The 22,552-nt window shown below is 71.1% G+C and carries 19 protein-coding genes and 2 pseudogenes; 8 read left to right on the forward strand and 13 right to left on the reverse strand.

Annotated features, from left to right (window positions below):
- Positions 1–74: 74 nt before the first annotated feature.
- A pseudogene (locus tag H4W80_RS61435) lies at positions 75–863 on the forward strand (sensor domain-containing protein); the annotation flags it as partial.
- Positions 864–1,039: 176 nt separating this feature from the next.
- Here the strand turns inward: H4W80_RS61435 and H4W80_RS61440 are convergent.
- From H4W80_RS61440 to H4W80_RS34390, 4 genes and pseudogenes are all read right to left on the reverse strand, one after another.
- Positions 1,040–1,420, reverse strand: a pseudogene (locus H4W80_RS61440) (serine hydrolase domain-containing protein); the annotation flags it as partial.
- A gap of 235 nt (positions 1,421–1,655) precedes the next feature.
- Positions 1,656–4,775, reverse strand: coding sequence for a S8 family serine peptidase (locus H4W80_RS34380; RefSeq protein ID WP_192788876.1), 3,120 nt, complete (start codon positions 4,773–4,775; stop codon positions 1,656–1,658).
- On the reverse strand, positions 4,772–5,632 hold the full coding sequence (locus H4W80_RS34385; RefSeq protein ID WP_192788877.1) for a hypothetical protein: 861 nt from the start codon (positions 5,630–5,632) through the stop codon (positions 4,772–4,774). Before H4W80_RS34385 ends, H4W80_RS34380 begins: the two co-directional genes overlap by 4 nt.
- Positions 5,629–6,180, reverse strand: coding sequence for an RNA polymerase sigma factor (locus H4W80_RS34390; protein WP_192788878.1), 552 nt, complete (start codon positions 6,178–6,180; stop codon positions 5,629–5,631). The genes H4W80_RS34385 and H4W80_RS34390 overlap by 4 nt, the downstream gene beginning before the upstream one ends.
- A 283-nt stretch (positions 6,181–6,463) precedes the next feature.
- Here H4W80_RS34390 and ilvA point away from each other — a divergent pair, with 283 nt between their 5' ends.
- Complete coding sequence (ilvA, locus tag H4W80_RS34395) at positions 6,464–7,714, forward strand: threonine ammonia-lyase IlvA (RefSeq protein WP_192788879.1); 1,251 nt, start codon at positions 6,464–6,466, stop codon at positions 7,712–7,714.
- Positions 7,715–7,966: 252 nt separating this feature from the next.
- Here the strand turns inward: ilvA and H4W80_RS34400 are convergent, their stop codons facing one another.
- Positions 7,967–9,028 carry a hypothetical protein gene (locus H4W80_RS34400; RefSeq protein ID WP_192788880.1) on the reverse strand — a complete coding sequence of 354 codons (1,062 nt, stop codon included), beginning with the start codon at positions 9,026–9,028 and terminating at the stop codon, positions 7,967–7,969.
- Positions 9,029–9,329: 301 nt separating this feature from the next.
- Here H4W80_RS34400 and H4W80_RS34405 point away from each other — a divergent pair, with 301 nt between their 5' ends.
- A complete protein-coding gene (locus H4W80_RS34405; protein ID WP_192788881.1) occupies positions 9,330–10,274 on the forward strand; it encodes a helix-turn-helix domain-containing protein in 945 nt (314 codons plus the stop codon).
- Here the strand turns inward: H4W80_RS34405 and H4W80_RS34410 are convergent.
- On the reverse strand, positions 10,271–11,098 hold the full coding sequence (locus H4W80_RS34410) for an SDR family NAD(P)-dependent oxidoreductase (protein ID WP_192788882.1): 828 nt from the start codon (positions 11,096–11,098) through the stop codon (positions 10,271–10,273). The genes H4W80_RS34405 and H4W80_RS34410 overlap by 4 nt on opposite strands.
- Positions 11,099–11,167: 69 nt before the next feature.
- On the opposite strand from H4W80_RS34410, the gene H4W80_RS34415 reads away from it, so the two are divergent.
- Positions 11,168–11,587 carry a MarR family winged helix-turn-helix transcriptional regulator gene (locus H4W80_RS34415; protein ID WP_192788883.1) on the forward strand — a complete coding sequence of 140 codons (420 nt, stop codon included), beginning with the start codon at positions 11,168–11,170 and terminating at the stop codon, positions 11,585–11,587.
- A gap of 149 nt (positions 11,588–11,736) precedes the next feature.
- Here H4W80_RS34415 and H4W80_RS34420 read toward each other — a convergent pair whose 3' ends face one another.
- Positions 11,737–13,023, reverse strand: coding sequence for a PP2C family protein-serine/threonine phosphatase (locus H4W80_RS34420; RefSeq protein ID WP_192788884.1), 1,287 nt, complete (start codon positions 13,021–13,023; stop codon positions 11,737–11,739).
- A gap of 26 nt (positions 13,024–13,049) precedes the next feature.
- Between H4W80_RS34420 and H4W80_RS34425 the strand changes: the two genes are divergently transcribed.
- A complete protein-coding gene (locus H4W80_RS34425) occupies positions 13,050–14,042 on the forward strand; it encodes a DMT family transporter (RefSeq protein ID WP_465263741.1) in 993 nt (330 codons plus the stop codon).
- Here H4W80_RS34425 and H4W80_RS34430 read toward each other — a convergent pair.
- Positions 13,966–14,601, reverse strand: a complete 636-nt coding sequence (locus H4W80_RS34430; RefSeq protein WP_192788885.1) for a TetR/AcrR family transcriptional regulator — start codon at positions 14,599–14,601, stop codon at positions 13,966–13,968. The genes H4W80_RS34425 and H4W80_RS34430 overlap by 77 nt on opposite strands.
- A gap of 112 nt (positions 14,602–14,713) precedes the next feature.
- Between H4W80_RS34430 and H4W80_RS34435 the strand changes: the two genes are divergently transcribed.
- Positions 14,714–15,556 carry an oxidoreductase gene (locus H4W80_RS34435; RefSeq protein WP_192788886.1) on the forward strand — a complete coding sequence of 281 codons (843 nt, stop codon included), beginning with the start codon at positions 14,714–14,716 and terminating at the stop codon, positions 15,554–15,556.
- Here the strand turns inward: H4W80_RS34435 and H4W80_RS34440 are convergent, their stop codons facing one another.
- The gene (locus H4W80_RS34440) at positions 15,557–16,210 is read right to left on the reverse strand and encodes a TetR/AcrR family transcriptional regulator (protein WP_192788887.1); all 654 of its coding nucleotides are present in this window, start codon (positions 16,208–16,210) and stop codon (positions 15,557–15,559) included. It abuts the gene before it with no gap.
- A 54-nt stretch (positions 16,211–16,264) separates the two neighbouring features.
- On the reverse strand, positions 16,265–16,624 hold the full coding sequence (locus H4W80_RS34445; RefSeq protein ID WP_225963821.1) for a hypothetical protein: 360 nt from the start codon (positions 16,622–16,624) through the stop codon (positions 16,265–16,267).
- Positions 16,625–16,794: 170 nt separating this feature from the next.
- Between H4W80_RS34445 and sigJ the strand changes: the two genes are divergently transcribed.
- Entirely contained in the window at positions 16,795–17,727 is a 933-nt protein-coding gene (sigJ, locus tag H4W80_RS34450) for an RNA polymerase sigma factor SigJ (RefSeq protein ID WP_192788889.1), read from the forward strand.
- 2 nt (positions 17,728–17,729) lie between these two features.
- Here the strand turns inward: sigJ and H4W80_RS34455 are convergent, their stop codons facing one another.
- From H4W80_RS34455 to H4W80_RS34465, 3 genes are all read right to left on the reverse strand, one after another.
- Complete coding sequence (locus H4W80_RS34455) at positions 17,730–19,232, reverse strand: serine/threonine-protein kinase (protein WP_318787200.1); 1,503 nt, start codon at positions 19,230–19,232, stop codon at positions 17,730–17,732.
- A gap of 135 nt (positions 19,233–19,367) precedes the next feature.
- Entirely contained in the window at positions 19,368–19,904 is a 537-nt protein-coding gene (locus tag H4W80_RS34460; protein ID WP_192788890.1) for a CHRD domain-containing protein, read from the reverse strand.
- Positions 19,905–20,036: 132 nt separating this feature from the next.
- A complete protein-coding gene (locus tag H4W80_RS34465) occupies positions 20,037–20,558 on the reverse strand; it encodes a plastocyanin/azurin family copper-binding protein (protein WP_192788891.1) in 522 nt (173 codons plus the stop codon).
- A gap of 274 nt (positions 20,559–20,832) precedes the next feature.
- Between H4W80_RS34465 and H4W80_RS34470 the strand changes: the two genes are divergently transcribed.
- Complete coding sequence (locus H4W80_RS34470; RefSeq protein ID WP_192788892.1) at positions 20,833–22,503, forward strand: PQQ-dependent sugar dehydrogenase; 1,671 nt, start codon at positions 20,833–20,835, stop codon at positions 22,501–22,503.
- Positions 22,504–22,552: the final 49 nt, after the last annotated feature.

Below are 22,552 nucleotides of genomic sequence, written 5' to 3' on the forward strand. Positions count from 1 at the left end.
GGAGGAGTGAGGGATGAGGGCGCGACATCCCATCGGTGAGCGTCTTGATGGTGGTGCGGGCACCACCATGCAGAATGTCGCCCGTGAAAGTCCTGACTGCCACGCGGAACGCGGCGCTCTTCCTGATACTCGGGTCAGGCACAGCGCTGCTCGCGCTGCCGCTGTTCTGGCTGGTCGTCAGCACCACTCTGCTGAGCCTGGCCGGCATCGGCCTGCCTTTGGTCCCGCCGGTGACGCGTCTGGTCAGGCGGCTGGCCGGATGGCAGCGCCGCCGCCTGGCGATGCCGGCTCCGCCGTACCTGCCGCTTGAGGGACCGCTGCCGATACGCGTGCGCGCGGCCGTGGGCGAGCCTGCCATGCCGCGGGAGGTGCTCTGGCTCCTCGCTCACGGCCTTAGCGGCACCGTGCTCGGTTTCCTGGCACTCGGCCTGCCCGTGGCCGCGCTCAACGCGGCCACTGTGCCGCTGTGGTGGTGGTTCACGCCGGGCAGCCCGCCCTCGGTGCTCGGCTACGCCATCGACTCCTGGCCGCTGGCCCTGACGGGCCCGTTCGTCGCCGCCGGCTATCTGGGCGCGGCCTGCCTGATCCTGCCGACCGCCGCCGGCCTGTCCGAACGACTCAGCCGCAGCCTGCTCAAATCCCTGGGCCGGGTAGGGCTGGCGCAGCAGGTGGCGCTGCTGACCGCGGCCAGGGCCTCCGCGCTCGAGGCCCACGCGCAGGAGCTCAGGCGCATCGAACGTACTCTGCACGACGGCACACAGAACCGCCTCGTCGCCGTCGTCATGCACCTCGGCATGCTCGAACGCGCCCTGGCCGACGTCCCCGAGAGCACCCGGCGGCTGGCCGGACGGGCCCAGGAGGCCGCCTCCGACGCGCTGGTCAACCTGCGTGACGCCATCCGGGCCATCCACCCGCCCGTCCTCACTGAACACGGGCTCGACGGCGCGCTCGCCGCGCTGGCCGCGCGCAGCCCCGTCCCCTGGAGCAGCTGGCGGACCGTGATCAGGCGGCCGTCGTTCCCGTTGCCACGCACCAGCCCCGGCAGGTACTTCTCAACCGGCGCGTCCAGCTCGACCTTGCCCTCACCGGCCAACTGCAGCACGACCGCGGCGGTGAAGGTCTTGGTGTTGCTCGCGATACGCACCCGCCCGTTGACCGGGACCCGCGCCCGCGTGGCCAGGTCGCCCACACCCGCGGTGTAGTCCCGGACGCGCCCGTCGCGCTCCCTCACCGCTGCCAGCGCACCAGGGAACCGGCCGCCGCCGACCAGCTCATTCAGCGCAGTCTGCACGGCGTCGCCCGGCTGGTCACGTGGAACGGCGTCAGCGGCGGCCGGGCTGGAGGTCCCCAGCACGAGGGCCAAGACCGCCGCGACGCCTGCCCGGGCACCGCTGGAAGGGACGCAAACATACTGTGACATCGGAGAACTCCCTTAATGACGTGGTTGCGATGTCATCAAGGATGTCGGCGCGTCCAGCTCGTGATCGATCCCGCGCGTGGGTGTCTGCGCACTACAGCCGGCACCACCGCCAAACCGATCACACCATTCGCCTCGGCCGGCCAGCGCAACGCCAGGAAGTCCTGCACCAGGCGCCGACAGGTCGCGAGGTGATTGTTGACGGTCGCGGCGGCACGCTTCTCCTGGCCCGGCTGGATCACGTCGCTGGGCCGACCGCGTACGCGCGTACGATCGTCTGCGTCAGCCCGCCGCCCGACCCGTTCTGCGCCGTCACGCGCAGCGACACGAATCCCGGCGTTGCCGGGTTCCGCACCAGGGCCGTCCACCCCGATCCGGACGCCGCCACCGGCACGGCGTGCCAGGTCGCCCCGTCGTCGGCCGACGTCTCCAGCCGCAGCCGCTTGACCGGCCCGGCGCCTTGGGCGCGTTCGACCCGGATGGGCAGCCGGGTCAGCGAGCCCGGCGTGGCCCGGTTGGCGTCGTCGAGCCCGTCCGGCACGTACCGCACCGCCATCAGCGGCAGCGCCTGACGCTCGGCTGTGTGCGACGAACGGAACGTCCAGGCCGCCTCCACCTTCGTGGACAGCACGGACTGCCTGTTCATGGACGTGCTCAGCGTGTACGAGGCGGCCCCGGCGGGCAGTTCGGCACGCAGCTCGCACCGCTCCGGCAGGGCGATCAGGCAGTCGGTGATCTCGGAGGTCGCGAGCACCTTGCCGTCGCCCGCGAGCGTGACGGTTCCCGTCGCGGAGACGTCCGTCCCGGCCCTGCCCGCGACGCCGTCGGCGAACAGGCCGCCCCCGGCGAACACCAGCTCGTCCCCGGTACGGCTGCCGCCGCCCCGGCTGAGCGACGGCCCGGCCACCGCGGTGTTCCAGGTCTCGCTCGTGTGCCCGGGCCGCACGACCTCGCCGTCGTCCACCAGCACGTGCGTGTCGATCTCCAGCGCGCTGTCCCACACCAGCCCCGGCGTACGGTAGAAGGTGAGCGTGCCGGGCAGCTTGATCGCCTCATCGACCGAGCTGGTGTACGACGCCGGTCCCGTCCCGAGGCGGGGCGCGAAGAGCGGCGAGCCCGTGTCACCCGTGGCCCGGTAGTTCGCGGTCACCTTGGCCAGGTCCTTCCGTTTGGTGTCGTACACCGGGTTCTGGGTGATCCCGTCGCCGTGGCGGGCGGCCACGTCGTAGACGACGTCCCGGTTCTGCCACACGCTCCTGATCGCCGAACGCAGGCCCCGTTGGCGCACGGGCACGACGTACGTCCCGCCGGAGCGCCGGTAGGTGAACCAGGCGAGCTCCCAGGGGCCGTTGGCCAGGTAAACGAAGCCGCCGAAGATCGGTTTTGCCGCCGGGTCGTCGATGGTGGCGCGCACCTCCTTGCCCTGGCGGGCGTCCAGCGTCACCTTCAGGTCGGCGGTGACCGTGAGCGGGGTGTGGGCGATCGTGCTCCTGTCGCTCTCCCCCGTCTCCGAGAACAGGTTCCACTTCCCCTTGGCCAGCCGCAGGGTGGCGGTGCCGTCCCTGAACGACACGTCACGGAAGGCGCCGGTCGCCTCGTCGTAGACCTGCGCGTACGGGTCCGCGGGTCGTCCTTGCGCGTCCACGGCGTTCACGGTCACGTCGTACGACTCGGGCTCGACGTACGCGCCGGCCGGGGTGCGGATCACGGTCTCGCCCGACCTGGCGGTGATCACGCCCGGGTGCTCGCCCGTGGACGCGCCGCGGGCGTCGATCGTGAGCGTGACCGGCGCGCTGCCCCCGGCGGGCACCTCGACGCGCTCGGCGGACAGCTTCAGCACCTCGCCCTCCGCGGTCAGGTCGAGGGTGATCGGGGTGTCGCCGCTGTTGACATAGGTGAGCGTGCGGGTCGCCACCTGCTCACTGCCGGCGGGCGTCCCGGTCGACGTCTGCTCGACGTACGGAAAGGCCGCCCACAGGGTGCCGGGTTCGGCCGTCACCGGCTGGGCCAGGGCGCGCACCAGGTCGACCAGCCCCGCTCCCTGCTGGTACGGGGTCGCGTCCGGCTGCGGCGCGGCGCTGCCGATCAGGGCGGCCTTGAGCCGCTGACCCGTCCAGTCCGGGTGACGCTGAGCCAGGATCGCGGCCGCTCCCGCCACGTGCGGAGCGGCCATCGAGGTGCCGCTGCGGGCCACGTGCCGCCCACCCGGCGCCGCCGCCACGATGCCCACGCCGGGCGCGGTGACGTCCGGCTTGATCGCGTGGTCGCCGTCGCGCGGACCCCTGCTGGAGAAGGGCGCCAGGCGATCGGCCCGGTCCACGGCGCCCACGGCGAGCGCGGCGTCGGCGCCGGCCGGGCTGAGCAGCGGACTGGCGCCGGTGTTGCCCGCCGCCACCACGAACAGCGCGCCGGTACGCTCCGACAGCGTGTTCAGCGCCTGCTCGACCGGGTCCAGGTCGGGGGTGTCGGGCGCGCCGAGGCTCATGTTGACGACCTTGGCCTTGACCTCGACGGCCGCCCACTCCATCCCGGCCAGGATGGCGGACTCGAATATGCCGCTCGCCCCGCCCACCTTGGCAACCGCGAGCTTCGCGTCCGGTGCGACACCCCTGTACGTCTCGTCCGCGCTCGCCACGATCGAGGCCACATGCGTGCCATGGCCGGATAAGTCCCTGACGTCGGTGTCCTCGCTGAAGTTGCGCGACTGCGTGACCACGCCCTTCAGGTCGGGATGATCGGGATCGTAGCCGCTGTCGAGAACGGCGACCGTGACTCCCTTGCCCGTCATGCCCTGCTTCCACGCCTGAGGGGCGCCGATCTGCTTGACGCTCTGGTCGAGGGCGAAGGAGCGCTGCCCGTCCAGCCAGATCTTCGTGGCGGCGGTCGTACGGGCGCCGCCGATCAGGTCCTTCCACGTCTGGGCCGCGCCCGACTTGGGCACGCGCACCGCGGTCATGCCGAGAGCGGCGACCCGGCGCTCCTCCCGCGCGCCCCGCAGCCCGCCTCCTTGGACGATCAGTGGGAGGTCGTTCCTGTCGGCGTCGCCGTAGTGCCAGCTCAGGAGCTGGGTGACGTCGAAAAGGCGCCGGTCGAGCCTCCCCTGGGCGATCAGCGGCAGGGCGTCGGAGGGGATCACGTACAGATGGCCTCCGTGCACCTGCCGCATGAACCCCACCTCCCTGCCCGCGCCCGGCTCGACCCGGTATCCGCCCCCGGCCACGATGACCCGGTCCCCGGTGAGCAACGTCACCCCGTTCCCCCGAGCTGTGCTCGTTTGGGTGGTGTTCCCTCCGGTCGTGGGCGCCGGGAGCGGGGCTGCCGCCAGCAGCGCGGCGGCCACCGCCATGCGGAGGATCATGAACCGCACCCCTCCTTCCCCAGGATCGTCCTCAGCAGCTCGCCGTCCATCGGCGTCTCGCTCACGACCAGGTCCGCCGTGCCGTACGAGGCCAGGCCGCCGCCCATCACGTACATGGAGTCGGGCACCGAAGCAGTGACCTGCGCGTCCTCGCCCCGCTCGCCGGGCCGCTTGACGGCGTACTCCCTGACGCTCACGCCCAGTTCCTTCAGCCGTTCCCGCACCTCGCTCACCGGCCGGTTGTAGAACGGCTGGCAGTGCAGGGGCTCGCCGTCGTCGTGCAGACCGGCGCTGGCCTGGTATTCCTCCCCGGGACGGCCCTCACGGCCGAGCAGGATGTCCGCCTGGGCGGTGAAGTCCTTGGCGATGGTGACGCCGATCGGGCACTGCCGGTAGCGCCCGCACTGTTCCGGCCGGTCGATCGTCTTGATCTTGTCTGCGTACGGGAAGGGGCCCTCCTTCCAGCCGGGCGTGTCGGTGGAGATCTCCCCGACGAAGCTCGGGCTCACGGGCACGACCTTCAGCGAGACCTTGAGCCCCAGCCCGCGCAGCCTGCTCTCGTACACCTCGGGCTTGGCGTAGAGATCCTTGACCTCGATGACGTAGTGGTCACCCTCCTCCTTGACGTCGAGCGCGGCGGCGGCGGGGGAGGCGGTGAGGAACGTGGGCAGCGCCCAGGCGGCGACCGTCGCCGCGATCGGCAGCGCCACCGCCCACCTCCTCCTCTTCTTCAGCGGCTTCTGCAGCGGCGCGGCGTCGTCCATGATCTGGGTCAGCATCTCCCGCGCCCCCGGCGTCAGGCCGGGTCCGGGGTCGGGGGCGAGGCTCCTGACGATGTCGTCGACGTCGGTGTTCACGCGTTCTCCTTGGCGAGGTTCACGGCGCGCGGGCCGTAGGTGGTCAGGTCGGCGTCGGCGCGGGCCAGCTCGACGGCCAGCCGCTTGCGGGCCCGGTGCAGGCGCTGGCGGGCCGCCGTGGAGGAGCAGCCGAGGACTTTGGCGATCTGCGGCGTGTCGAGCCCCTCCCAGCCGACCAGGGACAGCAGCTCCCTGTCGTCGCCGGACAGCCGGGCGAACGCCTCCCGGGCCGCGTCGGAGGCCGTGTTCACGACGGTGCCGGTCCAGTCGGCGAGCTCTTCGCGCAGGCGTACGGTCAGCGCCGCCCTGCGGGACTGGCCGCGCCGGTGGTTGGCCAGGGTGCGCCTGGCCACGCCGTAGAGCCACAGCCGGGCCTCCTCGCCGTTCGGCACGTCGGCCAGCCGCCGCCACGTCGTGGTGAACGTCTCGGCCAGCACGTCGGCGGCGTCGTCGGGATCTTCGGCACGGCGGCGTACGTAACTGGAGACGGCCGCGTAATGCTCGGTGTAGATCTCCTCGAAGCGCCGCCGGGGCTCCGCTGGTCCCACGTCGTCGTCCTTCCGGTACAGGAATGTCACATGCCGGTAAATGTCCGGCACTTTATGGGTGTGACAGCGGCCGCCCGTCTCTCGGGGAACCGCAGTGACAGGCCCTGTGCAACCGGTGCGGCTCCCTGCTGGGAATAGCATGGCCCGGTGGGATCGTTGTGGCCGGTGTGCTCGCGCCCGGCGACCAGCACCGTTCCCGATGATCGCCTGTCCGGCCGCGACCGTGGCCGCGACGACGTGACCCGCGAGCCTTCCTCGATCCACCGCTGTGCCAGGAGCGTGCATGACCGACCGCCTCACCGCCGGCCTGATCAGCCAGGCGGCCGAACGGCTGCGGCCGGTGATCCGCCACACCGCGCTGGAGCCGAACCAGCGGCTGTCCGGCCTGCTCGGCGGTCAGGTGCTGCTCAAGCGCGAGGACGCGCAGGTCTGTCGCTCCTACAAGGTGCGCGGGGCGTTCAACCTGATCGCCTCCCTCACGGATGAGGAACGGCGGCGGGGCGTGGTCTGCGCGAGCGCGGGCAACCACGGGCAGGGCGTCGCGTTCGCCTGCGCGCGGCTGGGGATCAGCGGCCGGGTGTACGTCCCGTCCACCACGCCACGGCAGAAGCGTGAGCGCATCGCGGCGCTCGGCGGCGACCGGGTGGAGGTCGTGGTCGGCGGCGGCACCTACGACGAGGCGAGCGGCGCCGCGCACGCCGACAGCGAGCACACCGGCGCCATCTACGTGCATCCGTTCGACGACGTCAGGACGATGGCCGGGCAGGGCACGGTCGGCCTGGAGATCCTGGCGCAGGGCGAGGAGCCACCGCACACCGTGGTCGTCCCGGTCGGCGGAGGCGGCCTGATCAGCGGCATCGCCGTCTGGCTGCGCGAGCACTCACCCAGCACCCGCATCGTGGGGGCCGAGCCCGCCGGGGCGGCCAGCATGCGGGCCGCCCTCGACCACGGCGGGCCTGTCGCCCTGCCCGAGCTGGACACCTTCGTGGACGGCGCCGCCGTCGGAAGAGTGGGAGACGCCACATTCCCCCTGGTCAAGGACCTGGTCGACGAGGTCGTGGCGGTCGATGAGGGTGCGGTGTGCACCGAGATGCTGGATCTCTACCAGACCGACGGCATCATCGCCGAACCCGCCGGAGCTCTCGCGGGTGCGGCGGCCCGCGAGCTCCTGCCGTACGCCTCTGACGGGCCGGTGGTGTGCGTGGTGTCGGGCGGCAACAACGACGTCAGCCGGTACAACGAGGTGCTGGAGCGCTCTCTCGTGCACATCGGGCTGCGGCACTACTTCCTGGTGACCTTCCCGCAGCGCCCCGGAGCCCTGCGGCACTTCCTGGACGAGGTCCTGGGCGAGGGCGAGGACATCATCGCCTTCGAGTACGTCAAGAAGAACAACCGCGAAACCGGCCCGGCGCTCGTCGGCATCGAGCTCGAGCGGGCCGGCGACCTCGACAGCCTCCTGTTCCGGATGAAGTCCGGCCCGCTCACGGTGGAGCGCATCCCGCCGGGGTCGCCGCTGTTCACGTTCATTCTCTGAGATCTCGTCACCGCAGCCACGTCCGCTCCGTCGGGAGCAGGCTCACCTTCGACCGCACGCTCGACTCGGGCAGGTCGACTGCCATCCCCTTCGCGATCAGGCGGAGTCCGTTGTGAAAACAGGCGGCATATCCGGCGGCGAAGAGTCCGACATGTTGTTGTCCTTTCGCGGGCAAGTGGGGTGCGGAAGTTCGGGCCGGTGTCCTTCGGAACCGGCCCGGGGAGAGAGGCGTCGGCTCGGCGGGTAGTGCGATCAGCGCACGTTGACCGGGCGCAGCGTGAAGCCGTCGTTCGGCTTGCCGGCCAGCAGGGCGGCCAGACCGCCGCTGAGCGCGTAGGTCGTGCCTCGGGGGCCGGCCGTGACGGAACTGGTGACCGGGTCGGCGACGGTGTCGGTGACCTTGACGGTGGCGGACTTCCAGTGACGGTCAGGGCGAACGCGTTGCACGACGGCGGCCTTCCCGCTGAGCAGCCCGCTGCTGACCACAGCGAGCGACTTGTCCGGCAGGACCCGGATGCCCGCGGTGAGGGCCTTGAGGTTCTTGGGGAGCTTGACCTTGACGGCCTTCTTGGGGCTGTCGACCGGCACCCGTACCAGGCTGCCGTCGGCCTTGGCGACGATGAGGAGGTTCCCGGGTATCCATGCGACGGCGCTCATGCCCACGTTGTTCAGGAAATCCGGGATGTTCAGATCCCCGGCCAGCAGGTCGTCGCGCAGGAGGACGGAGGCCTGTCCGTTGCGGTCGATGCGGAAGATCGTCGGGGAGAGCTGGTCGACGGCGTACGCCGTGCCGTCCGCAGCGATCGTCACGTCGGAGACGAGATGCTGCTTGTCGTCGTCGGCGACCTTGTTCAGGTCGGCGTACCAGAGCCGGCGTCCGCTGCCGATGGCGTAGGCGGCGACGCCTGCGACCTTGAACTTGGTGGCGTCCGTGGAGCGGTCGGCCGTCCCGTAGTCCACGTTGCCGGCCAGGATCCTGTTCCCCTTGGAGTCAACCCGCACGGCCTGCACGGACACCAGATCCTTGTCTTCGATGATGGTGCGCACCCTGCCCTTCTGGTCGACGGAGGAGATGGTGCTGTGCGCCAGCGAACCCGTCACGAACTTCCGGGAGCCCGGGTAGTAGTCCACGGAGTGGGGGAAGACCCCCGGCCCCTTGGCGTCGATGGTGGGTGCCGCTTGGCGGGGGCTGTCGAAGGTGGTGGCGACGTGCCGGTCGGAAGTGGCAAGGGCGTCGGCGGTACCGGCCAGCGTGGTGCCGAGGACCGTCATGGCGGTGAGGGCCGCGGCGGTCGCGGACTGCTTCAGCTTCATGGAGCGTTCTTCCTTCCGAAGACGCGGTCCCGCCCGGTGCGCCGGACATCGCGTACGGGATGCGGTGGGCGGGGACGTCGTATCCAAGTGAGTCGGTCGAGCAGGAGCCGGCGCCGCGTGGACGGCGACGCCGCCGTACCGGGGCTCTGACCCGATGACGCCGGCCGGTCCGCGCCAGTTTCCTGTTCCGGGGCCGGCCCTGCGTCCTGCTCGTGGCTCCGAGTCTGCTGCCGCCGGCCGTTCGCAGCCTGCCCCTGGCGGGAGCAGGCTGCCCGGCGTCCCGGTGCTCGATACTCGGCGTATGAACAAGAAGACGGGGCTGGGAGAGTTCCTCAGGATGCGCCGGTCGCAGTTGCAGCCGGCGGATGTGGGCCTCCGGGATTTCGGAGAGCGCCGTCGCGTGCCGGGGCTGCGCCGTGACGAGCTGGCGCAGCTCGCCGGGGTGGGCTTGTCCTACTACACGCGCCTGGAGCAGGGGCTCTCGCTCAACGCGTCACCGGAGGTGCTGGACGCGCTGGCCCGTGCCCTCGGTCTTGACGAGGTGGAGCGGACCCACCTGCACGACCTGGCCCGTGCCTCGCGCCGCACCGGCACCCGGCGCAGGCCCGCGCCGGAGCGAGCGGGAGACACGACCCGGCAGCTGCTCGCCGCGTTCGGCGACGCGCCCGCGGTCGTGCTCGGGCGCCGCAGCGACGTACTGGCCTGGAACCGCATGGGACACACGCTGTTCGCCGGGCATCTGGACCCGCACATCCCCGATCAGCCCGACCAGCGTCCGAACACGGCCTGGCTGGTCTTCCTGGACGCGCACACGCGGGACCTGTACGCGGAGGACTGGCCGAAGAAGGCCAGGGACGTGGTGGGGAAGCTGCGGCTCGCCGCCGGGCAGCATCCGGATGATCCTCGGCTGGCCGCACTGATCGGCGAACTGACCATGAAGAGCCCGGAGTTCGCCGGCATGTGGTCCGAGCACCGGGTCAGGAGGTGGGATCTCGCGACCTACCGCATGCACCATCCGGTCGTAGGCCGCATGCAGCTCAACCTCCAGACCCTGAACGTCCCGCAGGTGGACGGCCAGCGCATAGTCGTGGCGACCGCCGAGGCCGGCACCGGGTCGGCGGCAGCGCTGAGCCTTCTTGCCCGGGCCGGTATTGCGAGCGCTGTTCGGCCTGTGCGCCAGGCGGGGCGGACCGAGGCTGCGGGATCCCCGAGGTACGGGGTCACCGGCGTAAGCCTGATGTCCTAGGCGAGGTCGACGACTTCGTGCATGCGGAGCCGGCGGTTGAACCCGCCGGCGATCCGCGCGACGACGGTGCGCGGCAGCAGGCGCGCGGGCCAGGTCAGCGCCCGGTTCACGGCCCGGCCCGGATACGACACCGCGCGCCTGCGGGCGTAGTCGTTCAGGGTACGGGCCGCGACGGTGGCCGGTGCGTCGGCAACCCGGGAGTCGATCGTGGCCGAGGTGCCGTCGAAGAAGCCTGTCGCGATCGCGCCGGGGTGCGCGGCCATGACGTGGACGCCGGTGCCGCGCAGTTCCTCGGCCAGCGCCTCGGTGAAGGAGAGCACGAAAGCCTTGGTCGCGGCATAACTGGCCTGGTAGGGCATGGGCTGGAAGGCCGCGGTGGACGAGACGTTGATGATGCCGCCGGAGCCGCGGGCGACCATTTCGGCCCCGATCGCGTGGGTCAGCGCGAGCAGGCCGGCGACGTTGAGCCCGACGGAGCGCAGTTGCGGCTCGAGCGGGCGGCCGAGGAACGGGCCCGCGCTGCCCGCGCCGGCGTTGTTGAGCAGCAGATCGACGGTCAGGCCGCGGTCACGCAGCTCCCGCAGGACCCGCTCCGGACCATCCGGAGCGCCGAGGTCACCGGTGATGACCTCGGCGTCCGGCCCGCCGTGCCGTTCCCGAATATGTGCGGCGAGCTCCCGCAGGCTCCCGTCCGAACGGGCCAGCAGGATCACCCGTGCTCCCCGGCGCGCCAGCTCCAGCGCGTACGCCCGCCCCAGCCCCTTGGACGCGCCCGTGACGAGCGCGGTGACGCCGCGATAGTCGTCGGCCACAACATCCTCCATTGCTTCGAGTCTCGAAGCATTGACGCTAGCACGATCCTTCGAAACTCGAAACACCGATAGAATGGCGGCATGACCACGCCCGAGCTCACCGCGGTGGTGGCCGCGACCCATGAGATCTGGATGCGGACCAACGACCTGATCGGGCAGGCGCTGGCCAGGCACGGCCTGACCCCGGCGACGTTCCAGGCACTGTGGGCCATCGACCCGGCCGAGCCACCACCCTCGATGAAGGTGATGACCGAGCGCCTGTACTGCAACGCCCCCAACCTGACCTTCATCACCAACCAGCTCGCCGACCGGGGGCTGGTGGAGCGCGCCGTGGACCCGGCCGACCGCCGCTCCCGCGTCCTGGTCCTGACCGCCAAGGGCCGCGAGGTTCGCGACGAACTGGTCCGGACGGCGCTGGAGAAGACCCCGCTGGCAGTGCTGGACCGCGACGAACTGCGGCAGCTCATGGTCCTGCTGAACCGGGCCGTCCGCTCCGGCTGACGAAGGCGGGGTGGGACCGCCGTCGTCTGGCGGTCCCGCGCTTCGGCGCACACGCCCGTCCTGGCTCCCGGGCAGAGCACGACCCTGCACTTCGACGCCCCGCGAGGCGCCCTGCTCACCCTGCTCACCCTGGTCTGCGGCGCAGGCGGTCATGAGCCGCTGGGCATGCGCGGCACCCTGCGCGTGACCGCGTAGGGTCCCATCGGTGCGCCCGCTTGGGGCTGCCATTCCACGAGCAGCACGGTGGCGTCGTCCTGGAGCACGCCGTGCTGGTACTGCAGCAGCGCCTGGACCAGCCGGCGCAGCGTCTCGGGAGCCGAGACCTGGTCGGCTTCGTGGCGGGTGATGAAGTCCACGAAACGGTCAAGACCGAACTCGTGGCCGTCCGGGTCCTTGGCCTCGACGACACCGTCGGTGTAGCACAGCAGCCGGTCGCCGGGCTGGAGCTGGTAGTGAGCCGGGTCCTGGCCGGCCGGCAGGCGCAGCCCCATGGGAGGGCCGGGTTCGGCGGCCAGTTCGGCCACCACGTGGCCGTGGCGCAGCAGCAGCGGTGGCGGATGGCCGCGGTTGACCCAGGTGAGCGCGCCGGTGCCGATGTCGAGGGTGGCCAGGATGCCGGTGGCGAACTGGGTGCGGGCGAACTGCTCGGCTATGGCGGCATCGATCGCCTCGCCGACGGCGCGCAGGCCGTCGCCGCGCAGGCGGCGATTGCGGAAGGCGCCGATGGCGATGGCGGAGGTCAGCCCGGCGGTGAGGTCATGTCCCATGGCGTCGAAGACCGCCAGGTTGAGCTGGTCACGCGTCAGGGCGTAGTCGAAGGCGTCGCCGCCGACCTGGTAGGCCGGTTCCAGAGCGGCGCTGACGACGATCTGGTCGGTGGCGAAGGTCTTGGCGGGCAGCAGGGACCACAGCACTTCGGCCGACAGGTCCATCGGCCGGTCGCGGACCACGGTGGCGAAGGTGTCGCTGGTGGTCTGCTTGCTGGCCAGCACCACGGCCAGCAGGGAAGCGAGCCAGTGCGCGCGCCGCCGGGTTTCGTCGTCGTCCTCGGGGGCGGTGACGGCCAGGACGCCCATGCGGTCGGTGCCGTCCAGCATCACCAGCCACCAGCGCCTGGGGCCGTCCTCGCCGGGGCCTGCCTCCTCATCCGGGTCGGGATCGCCGGTCTTGAGGGAGGAGACCAGGTACAGGCCGCGGTAGGCGCGCCCGGCCAGGGTGGTGTCGATGCGCAGGCGTCGCGGGGGCGAACCGTCGGGCGCGCGCTGGCCGGGCAGCGGCACCAGGTACTGCTGCTGCAGATCGGCCAGATACAGCAGCGGCTGGGAGAAGCCCGCCAGGCCGGCGTAGGCGACGACCAGCGCGGGCAGGTCCTCCATGGGCGCGAGGTGATGGGCGGCGATCAGGCCTCCGAGCATCTGTTCGCCGTTCCTGTCCATATCTGGCCGTCTACCCGTGTCCTCCAGTGCAAACGGGCCTCGGCACTCCGCGGGGGCCAGTTACGGAGCCGGCGTTCGGGGCAGCGGAACGGGGTGCTCATCCCGGTCGGACAGGACATCGGAGACGGTCACCATTGGTGATCGTCATCATCGTCTCTCTGGGGGCGGCGTGCCTGCTGGGCATCGGCTTCGTCGCCCAGCAGCATGCCGCCTACCGCGAGCCCCTGGAGGAGATGCTGCATCCGCGCCTCCTGCTCGACCTCATGCGCATGCCGTTGTGGCTGGCCGGGATCGGGCTGATGGTGGGCGGCCAGATCCTCGGCGCCATCGCGCTCCGGTACGCGGACGTGGCGCAGGTGGAGCCGCTGCTCGCGATGAACCTGCTGTTCGCCCTGAGCGCGGCCCATGTCATCTACCAGGAGCCGTTCGGCCGCACGCTGCAACTGGGCGCCCTGCTGGTGTGCGGAGGAGTGGCGCTGTTCCTGTTCGCCGGAAAGCCTCATGGTGGGCGCCTCCCCGACCCGGTCTCCATACGGTGGCTCGCGGCGCTCCCGGTGGTCGTGGCCGCGGCGGCGCTGGTCCTCTTCGGCCTGCGGCGTTCCCTGAAGGTCAAGGCGATGCTGCTGGCGGCCGCCGCCGGGGTGCTGTACGGCCTCCAGGACGTGCTGACCCGCGGCTCCCTGCTCACGCTGGACAGCGGGCCGAACATGCTCGCGACCTGGCAACTGTACGTCCTGCCGTGCGTCGCCGTGGTGGGGCTGCTGCTCAATCAGAGCGCGTTCGACGCCGCCCCGCTCCAGATCTCGCTGCCGGCCACCACGGTCGCGGAGCCGATCGCCGGGATCGTGCTGGGTGTGGCGATCTTCGCCGAGCGCCTGCAGGTCACCCCGGCGGCGATCGCAGGCGAGGTGGCCGGTCTGATCGCGATGGTGACCGGCATCGTCATCCTCGGCCGGTCCCCGTTCCTGGCGAAGCCCGCGCAGCCCGTCCTCCAAGGTCCGCACCGGAAGGAGCGGTGATCCCCTGGCCGGACCCGCTCGGGCGGCCGACGCCGCGCAGCAGGGTGTCGACCACGACGTCGGCGGCCTGTGCGGCGCTCAGCTCGGGCAGGTCCTCGGCGGCGTGCACCATCAGCGGCGGCAGGAGCGCGGCCACCCAGCCGGGCGGCAGGTCGGAGCGCAGCAGGCCCTCGTCGGTGGCGCGCCGCAGGAAGGCGTCGACCTCGTCGATCAGGCCGCGGCGGCGCTCGCGGAGCGTCTCCTCGCGGAGCATGCGGCTCGTTTCCACCGGCCATTTGCGGTTGGCGGCGATGATGCCCTCGACGTAACGGTGCAGCGCGACCTCGACGGGGGCCTCGCGCAGCCTGGCCTCCTGGATGGCCTTCTCGACCGCGTCGTAGCGGGCTCCGTAGACGGCGGCCATGAGGTCTTCGCGGGAGGCGAAGCGGCGGTAGACCGTGCGGCGGTCCACTCCTGCCGCGGCGGCGATGGCGGTGATGGTCGCCGAGGGGTCGTCGGCGAGCATGCGGGCGCCTGTGCTCAGGACACGTTCGAGATTGCGGGTGGCGTCGGCTCTCACGCGCCCCAAGATACCCCTGCTTGCGGCACAGAGGACACACTGACGCGGAGTTTAGTTTTGTAAGTGCTACATTGATGAGGCAGTTAGACGGCATCGACCGAAGGAAGCACCCATGGCCAGGACATGGCTCATCACCGGATCGTCGCGCGGCTTCGGCCGCCACCTCACCGAAGCGGTCCTCGAAGCGGGCGACCAGGTCATCGCCACCGCGCGCAGCCCCAAGCAGCTCGACGACCTGGTGGCCCGCCATGGCGACCGGATTCGGGCGGTCGCGCTCGACGTCACCGACGCCGCCGCGGCCGCCCGGGCGGTCGAGGAGGCCACCGACGCCTTCGGCGGCCTCGACGTGGTGGTCAACAACGCCGGTTACGGCAACAGCGCGCCGATCGAGGAGATGGCCGAGGACGACTTCCGCGCCCAGATCGAGACCAACCTCTTCGGCGTGGTGAACGTCACCCGGGCCGCCCTGCCCGTCCTGCGCGCCCAGCGATCAGGGGTCTTCGTGCAGTTCTCCTCCATCGGCGGGCGCGTCGGCGGCACTCCCGGCATGGGCGCCTACCAGACCGCGAAGTTCGCCGTCGAAGGCTTCTCCGAGGTGCTCGCCAACGAGGTCGCGCCCTTCGGCATCAAGGTCGTCATCGTCGAGCCGGGCGCGTTCCGTACCGACTGGCAAGGGGCCTCCATGGAGATCCACCCCGTCGGCCCCGACTACGAGCAGACCGTGGGCGCCATCCACCGCTACCGGCGCGACACCGACGGCACCCAGCCCGGCGACCCCGCCCGCGCCGCCAGGATCATCATCGACGTCGTCGGGCATGACGACCCGCCCCGGCGGCTCCTCCTCGGCAGCGACGCCGTCGCCTCCGCCCAGAAGGCCGCCGAGCTGCGTGCCGCCGAAACCGAGAAATGGGCCGACGTCAGCCGCTCGGCCGACTACCCCGCCGGCGAACGCTAGTCACCGGCCCGGCCGCGCGGCCGGTGGGGGCGGCGGGAGGGCGAGGACCGCGCGGACCGCGGCTTTCAGCCGTGCCCGGCTGTCCTCCCCGATCACGGGCCGGCCGTCCGCGGTCGGGCCCGCCAGCGCCCGCCGGAACACAGCGGTCGGCAGGTCGACCACGCACAGCGTCACCACCTCGACGCTCGCCCCGTCAGCACGGTCCCACAGCGCCCGCGACAGGCGGGTCAGCAGCGCCACCAACCGCTTGTCCAGGGCGAACATCTCCTCGGCCAGCTCCTGCGGCACCTCGGGACCGAGCAACTGGTCACGGCGCACCGCCACGAGCATCCGGGCGGCGGCGGGCCGGCGGTCGGCGAACACCGCCGGAGCGCTCGCCACCGCCGCCACCGCCTCGACTGCCGCTTCGCGGTCACCCCCGTGCACCGCGTCGGCCAGCTCGACCTGGAGATCCAGGAAATCTCCCGCCGCCCTCAGCCACAGCCGCCCGAGCAGCACCGGCAACGACCCGAACGCGTGGTAAATCACACCGTTCGACACCCCGGCGGCCGTCGCCAGCGCTCGCACCGTGAACCGCTCCGGACCGCCGTCGGCCACCAACTGCTCGGCGACGTCCAGCAACCGGCCGAGATCATGGACTCGAGGGCGAGGCATGCCCACCATCATAACAGAGCGTGCGCTCCAGAATTGCGCGTGTCGCGCGGGGCGTCATGTCGTGGCGTTCACGCGGGCGCCGCGGCCGGCCCGGATCCGGCCGAGTTGAACGACGCTCATGCCGAACATCAGGACGCCCAACGGCACGTGCAGGGTCTTCACGTGCGCAATGCCCAGCGCTATCTGCGCCGACGTGACGACGAAGAAGCCGGCCGCGTACAGGATGGGCCTGGGCGAGCCGCCGCCCGGCCGCCACACCAAGATCGCGACCACCAGGTGCAACAGCGTCACAATGAACGTCGCGTATGCTCCAGCACTGTGCAGGGCCCCACCCCCGGGCAGGGACAGAAGCAGCCCGGCGGTGATCGCCTGGACGAAGACGGCCACGGTTTGCACGGTGATCGCGATCCGCAAGTACCTGAGGTTCGTGGGCGTGGACATGGCGGGACTTCCCTTCTCGATCCGGTGTCTCGGCAGTCCGACGACACGACCGCCAGGAATGTGAGGTGCGGCGACCTCACGTTCCGGGGTGTTGTCTCGTCTGTCCGGGTGAGGGCAGAAACGACCGAGGAGCAGGCGACACCATGACCACCCCATCCGAGCCAGGGTCCGACCCGAGCCTGAGCGTGATCATGAGCGAGCGGCGCCAGCTGATCAATCTCGCCTACCGCCTCCTCGGCTCCCTGGCCGATGCCGAGGATGTCGTGCAGGAGGCCTGCGCCCGCTGGTACGCCATGACCCCGGAGCAGCAGCAGGCCATCGAGTCCCCCGGCGCCTGGCTGACGAAGGTGGCCGGCCGCATCTGCCTCGACGTGCTCGGCTCGGCACGGGCGCGGCGCGAGCGTTACGTGGGCGAATGGATCCCCGAGCCGCTGCCCGACCGTACGGAGTGGATCAGCGCGCGGCCGGGCGGCGCCATGATCGACCCCGCCGACCGGATCACCCTCGACGAGTCGATCAACATGGCCTTCCTCGTCGTGCTCGAAGCGATGACCCCGGCCGAGCGCGTCGCGTTCATCCTGCACGACGTCTTCCGCTACTCCTTCGCCGAAGTGGCGGAGATCGTCGGCCGTACGCCGGTGGCCTGCCGCCAGCTGGCCTCCTCGGCCCGCCGCCGTCTTCGCGCCACGCAGGCTCCCGCGACTCCGGCGGCCCGGCCCGGCATCGTCGGTGACTTCAAGCGGGCCTGGGAGGCCAAGGACATCAAGGCCCTCATCGAGCTCCTCGACCCCGACGCCAGGGCGGTCATCGACGGCGGCGGCCTCGTCAGCGCCGGGCTCCGCCCGATCGAGGGCAGCGAGCAGATCGCCCGCTACCTCCTCGCCATCGCTGGAATGTCACCCGGCCTGACGATCCTCGAACGTACGGTCAACGGTCAGCCCGGCCTGGTGGCCCAGCAGGACGGCGTGACGGTGACGGTGGCGGCGTTCGACGTCACGGGCGAGCGGATCAAGCACATCTGGGCGGTACGCAACCCCGAGAAGCTCCGGCCGTGGACGGTGCAGCCGCAACCTTAGTGTCAGCGGTACTTGTCGAGGGCCGCGGCGACGAGCTTGGCGGCGCGGTCGGCGGTGCCGAACCCGGAGCGTCGCGCTCTGACGGTGATGGACACCGAGACGTTCGACAGCCGGAAGGAGATCTTGGTCTCGTAGACCTTCCACGGCCAGTTGGGCACCTGCCGGGTGTAGCTGAAGGCCTCGTCGCCGACCTTCGGCCCCGTGCGGATCTTGGTCTTCTCGTCGCGCTTCGGCTCGTCCTTCATGTACTCGACCATCTGATCATGGGTCAGGTTGGCCGCGGAGGCGCTCGGCAAGCGGTACGCCATGATGCTCAGGATGGAACCATCCGTATTGGACCAGGAGCAGGCGGCGTCGGTCAGGAACTGGCGCTTCATCGCCCCGCCGAACAGCGAGCGCGTCTGGGCGCTGGTCAGCAGATCGCACGCCTCGAAGTCGCGGGAGATGACCGGGGTGGCCTCCGGTGACGAGCGGAACGTCGGCAGCGGAGAATAGGTGTAGCTGACGCGGGGGGCGAGCATGGCGCCGAGGAAGCGGACGACGTTCGGGAACAGGTACGGCACGACCACCACCCCCGCCGCCACGACCAGTACCACCGCGAGCAGGGCGCCCACGACGACCTGGACGCGGCGACGCCGACGGGGGCGGCTGCCCGGTACGGTCCGCGTGCGTGGCGAGGTCGGGACGTCCGTGGGCTCGCCCCGCGAGAGGGCCCGCAGCCAGCCGGCCACCTGGTCCGGGGAGCAGCGGCGTGCCGGGTCCTTCTCCAGGATCGCGGCCAGCACGGGTGCCAGCGGGCCGGCCAGCCGGAAGGGGGCGGGCTCCTGCATCAGTACGGCGGCCAGGACCGCGGCCTCGTTCGGGCGGGGGAACGGCGGCCCGCCCTCCACAGCCGTGAAGAGCGTGGCGCCGAGCGACCACAGGTCGGCGAGCGGGCCGTCGGCCTCGCCGCGCAGGCGCTCCGGCGCGATGTAGCCGGGCGAGCCGGTCAACATCCCCGTCTGGGTGAGCCCGGTGTCCCCGGCGATCGTCGCGATGCCGAAGTCGGTGAGCAGCACCCGCCCGTCGTCGGTGAGCAGGACGTTGGCGGGTTTGACGTCCCGGTGCAGGATGCCGGACGCGTGCGCGGCGCCGAGGGCGTCGAGCATCCGCATGCCGATCTCGGCCACGCGGTGCGGCGGCAGCGGGCCGTCGTCGCGTACGACCCGGTCGAGGGAGCGGCCGCGGACCAGCTCCATGATGATCCACGGCCGGCCGTCGTCCAGGACCACGTCGTGCACGGTGACGATGGACGGGTGGGAACGCAGCGTCGCCGCGGCGCGCGCTTCCCGGAGCGTGCGTTCGGCCAGTTCGGCCCGCGACGCCTCGTCGAGATCCGGCGGGAGCCGGACCTCCTTGACGGCCACTTCCTGCCGGAGGAGCTCGTCCGTCGCCCGCCAGACGGTGCCCATGCCGCCCTGACCGAGCTGCGAAAGCAGGCGATAACGGCCTGCGAGCAACGTCACCGTGCCATTACCGACGTCTCGGACTCCGCGACCATTCGTCGCCTCCTGTCGATATCCGGCTCAGCACGGGCACATCAGATAGTAAGCGAACGGATCGCGAGCGTCAGGGAATGTCGATCATCCGTGGGGGTCGGTTTACCAGTGGTGGGCGCCGTGGAGCTGAGCGCGGACCGCGCCGTCGGGGAACTCGGAGGTGTGCAGGTTGGCGTACCAGTTCTTCGGGTTCTTCTTGATTCCGTTGAGGACGCTGGTGTCCTTGACGCGTACGGAGCCGGAGCTCGTGTTGCCGCGGATGGTGCCGTTGCTCAGCAGGTCGATGACGACGGGGCCGTTCTTGCCGGCCTTGCCCCGGTGAATGTGGAAGGCGGTGGGCTTGGCGACCTTCTTCCACTGGACGAAGTAGTAGAGACGGTCGCCCTTGATGCGGAACTTCGCGGCCGCCAGGCCGTTCCGGTCGTTGACCTTCTTGCCTGCCTCCGGCACCTCGTTCCTGCCGAGAAGGACCGCGGTGAAGTAGTACGTCTTGGCGCTGGTGAACGTGGCGGGGGCGGCGTTGGCCGGTGCCGAGGTGGCGGCCAGGGCCGCGGTGGAGGCCAGCGCCGCGAAGGCCGCGCCGGCCACCGCACGCCGCCACTGGATACGCCGGTTGCCGAGCTGCTCGGAAGTGTTCATGGGGTCCTGCCTCCGGTTAATCTTTCGGATCTCTTGGGACAGGGCAGGACGTTAGTAGGGCGGTATCCGACGTTCTGTGGACAAATCCGCATAAGGCCTTGGGGTGATGAGTGTCACAAAGCCCCGTGTGGGTTACGGGGTGACGTCGAGTTCCGCGCGCATGCCCGCGGCGTAGTGTCCTGGGAAGTTGCAGATCAGCTCGTACCGTCCGGGCTTCAGCGTCAGCGTCGCCCAGCCCGCGGATCCGGGTGCGATGCCGCCGCCCTCGCCCGCGCCGCAGTTGTGGGACGCCTCGCCGACGGAGCCCGTCTCGCTTGCGCGGCTCTCGGCTCCGATCGGCCGCTTCCCGATGGGCCGGCCCGCCGTCAGCGGGAGGACGACCACCTCGTGGGCCAGGGTGCCGGTGTTGGAGACACGGAGAGACACGGTGCCTGCCGTGACCTTGGCCGGCTTCACGGTCAGGCGCATGGGTGCTGCCCCGGTCGCGTCGGTCACGTCGACGTCCACCACCTTGCCCGGCAGCGGTGGAGGAGTGCATTCTTGGGCGGGCCGCGACCCGGCCGCCTGCCCCGTGGCCGTTGGTGCGCCGGTGAACAGGGCGGCTGTCATGGCGACTGCCGCGGTGCCTGCGGACCAGACGTCGTGAGGCCTCATCGGGCTCACCCCCCGAGTGCGCGTGTGCTCACCCGTCTCCCGCGTCATGGTCGCGCTCGACCGGTGAGCATTCCACCTTCCAGGGTACGCGTGGCACATCTACCAGGACTGGTGCGAGCCCATCGAGCGCCGCGCGGCCATGTTGAAAGTTTCAGCGACCGCGTGGCCGTCGTCGCAGATGGACGGAACGGGCGGGTCGCGATGATTGAGGTCCTGCGGTCGCGATGCCTACGGTGCTGGGGTCCGCACACGTGATCCCGTCAAGGAGTCCGTCATGCGCGCCCGTGTCGTACCCGCCCTGATTCTGGCCCTGATCGCCCTCATCATCAGCGCTCCCGAGGCACGTGCGCAGGTGGTCGGGGGCTTCGACTTCTCCAGGGCGGAGGTGTCCGTCACGGGACTGCAGGTGCCATGGGGTCTGGCGTTCCTGCCGGACGGCAGCGCGCTGGTCTCCGAGCGGAACACGGGGCGGATCCTCCAGGTACGGCCCGGCCAGACGCCCACCCAGGTCGCCACCGTCAGCGGGGTGAGCGCCTCCGGTGAGAGCGGCCTGCTCGGCATCGCGGCCAGGGACGGCTGGGTGTACGCGTACTTCACCAGCACCGCCGGGGACAACCGCCTGGTCAGGTTCCAGCTGAGCGCGCCTCAGACGCAGACGGTGATCTTCTCGGGCGTCCCGAGCGCCACCATCCACGACGGCGGGCGCCTGGCCTTCGGCCCGGACGGCATGCTCTACCTGAGCACCGGCGACGCCAGTAACACCAGCAACGCCCAGAACCTCAACAGCCCCGCCGGCAAGATCCTGCGCATGACGCCCACCGGCGGCGTGCCTTCGGACAATCCGTTCGCGGGATCCCCGGTCTGGAGCTACGGCCACCGCAACGTGCAGGGCCTGGCCTGGGACTCCCAAGGCAGGATGTACGCCAGCGAATTCGGCCAGAACACCTGGGACGAGATCAACCAGATCGTCGCCGGCGGCAACTACGGCTGGCCCACCTGCGAAGGCAACTGCGGCAACTCCTCCTTCCGCAACCCCATCGTCACCTGGACGACCGCCGAGGCGTCGCCGAGCGGGCTCGCGTACGCCAACAACACGCTCTTCGCCGCCGCGCTGGGCGGCCGGCGCCTCTGGACGGTGCCGCTGACGGGCAGCGGCACGCCCGGCACGCCGCTGGCCGAGCTCCAGTCCACGTACGGACGCCTCCGCGCGGTCGCGCTCGGACCCGACGGCTGGCTCTGGGTGACGACCAGCAACCGGGACGGCCGCGGCACGCCGGTGGCCCAGGACGACCGCGTCATCCGCATCCCGCCCGCCACGAACGGAACCGACACCACCCCGCCGACCGCCCCCGGCGGCCTGGCCGCCTCCGCGGTTACCGCCACCGGCACCACGCTGACGTGGACCGCCTCGACCGACGACGTCGGCGTGACCGGCTATGACGTCCTGCGCGCGCCGGGCTCGTCCGGCGGCGCCTTCACGCAGGTGGGCACCGCGGCGACCACCTCGTACGCCGACACCGGGCTGACCGCCGCCACCACCTACCGCTACCAGGTGCGCGCCCGCGACGCGGCGGGCAACTCGTCGCCGGTGTCCAGCACGGTCACGGTCACCACCGGCCCGGGCGGCACGACCGGCGGATGCATGGCCACGCCGACCACCCAGACCCAGTGGAGCACCGGCTACGTGATCCAGCCGGTCACGGTCGCCAACACGGGCACCTCGACGACCACGGGCTGGACAGTGACGTTCACGCTGCCCAGCGGGCACGCCGTCACCGGTTCCTGGAACGCCACGCTGACCGTCAGCGGACAGACCGTCACGGTCAGGAACGCCGGTCACAACGGCACGCTCGCGCCCGGCCAGAGCACCACGTTCGGCTTCCAGGCCAGCCGTCCCAGCGGCGACACGCAGACTCCTTCCCCCGCCTATCGGTGCACTGGTTGACCAAAGATGTAAAGCCATACATCGATCGATGTACGGCTTATTTCGCTCG

The sequence above is a fragment of the Nonomuraea angiospora genome (assembly GCF_014873145.1).
Lineage (GTDB): Bacteria > Actinomycetota > Actinomycetes > Streptosporangiales > Streptosporangiaceae > Nonomuraea > Nonomuraea angiospora.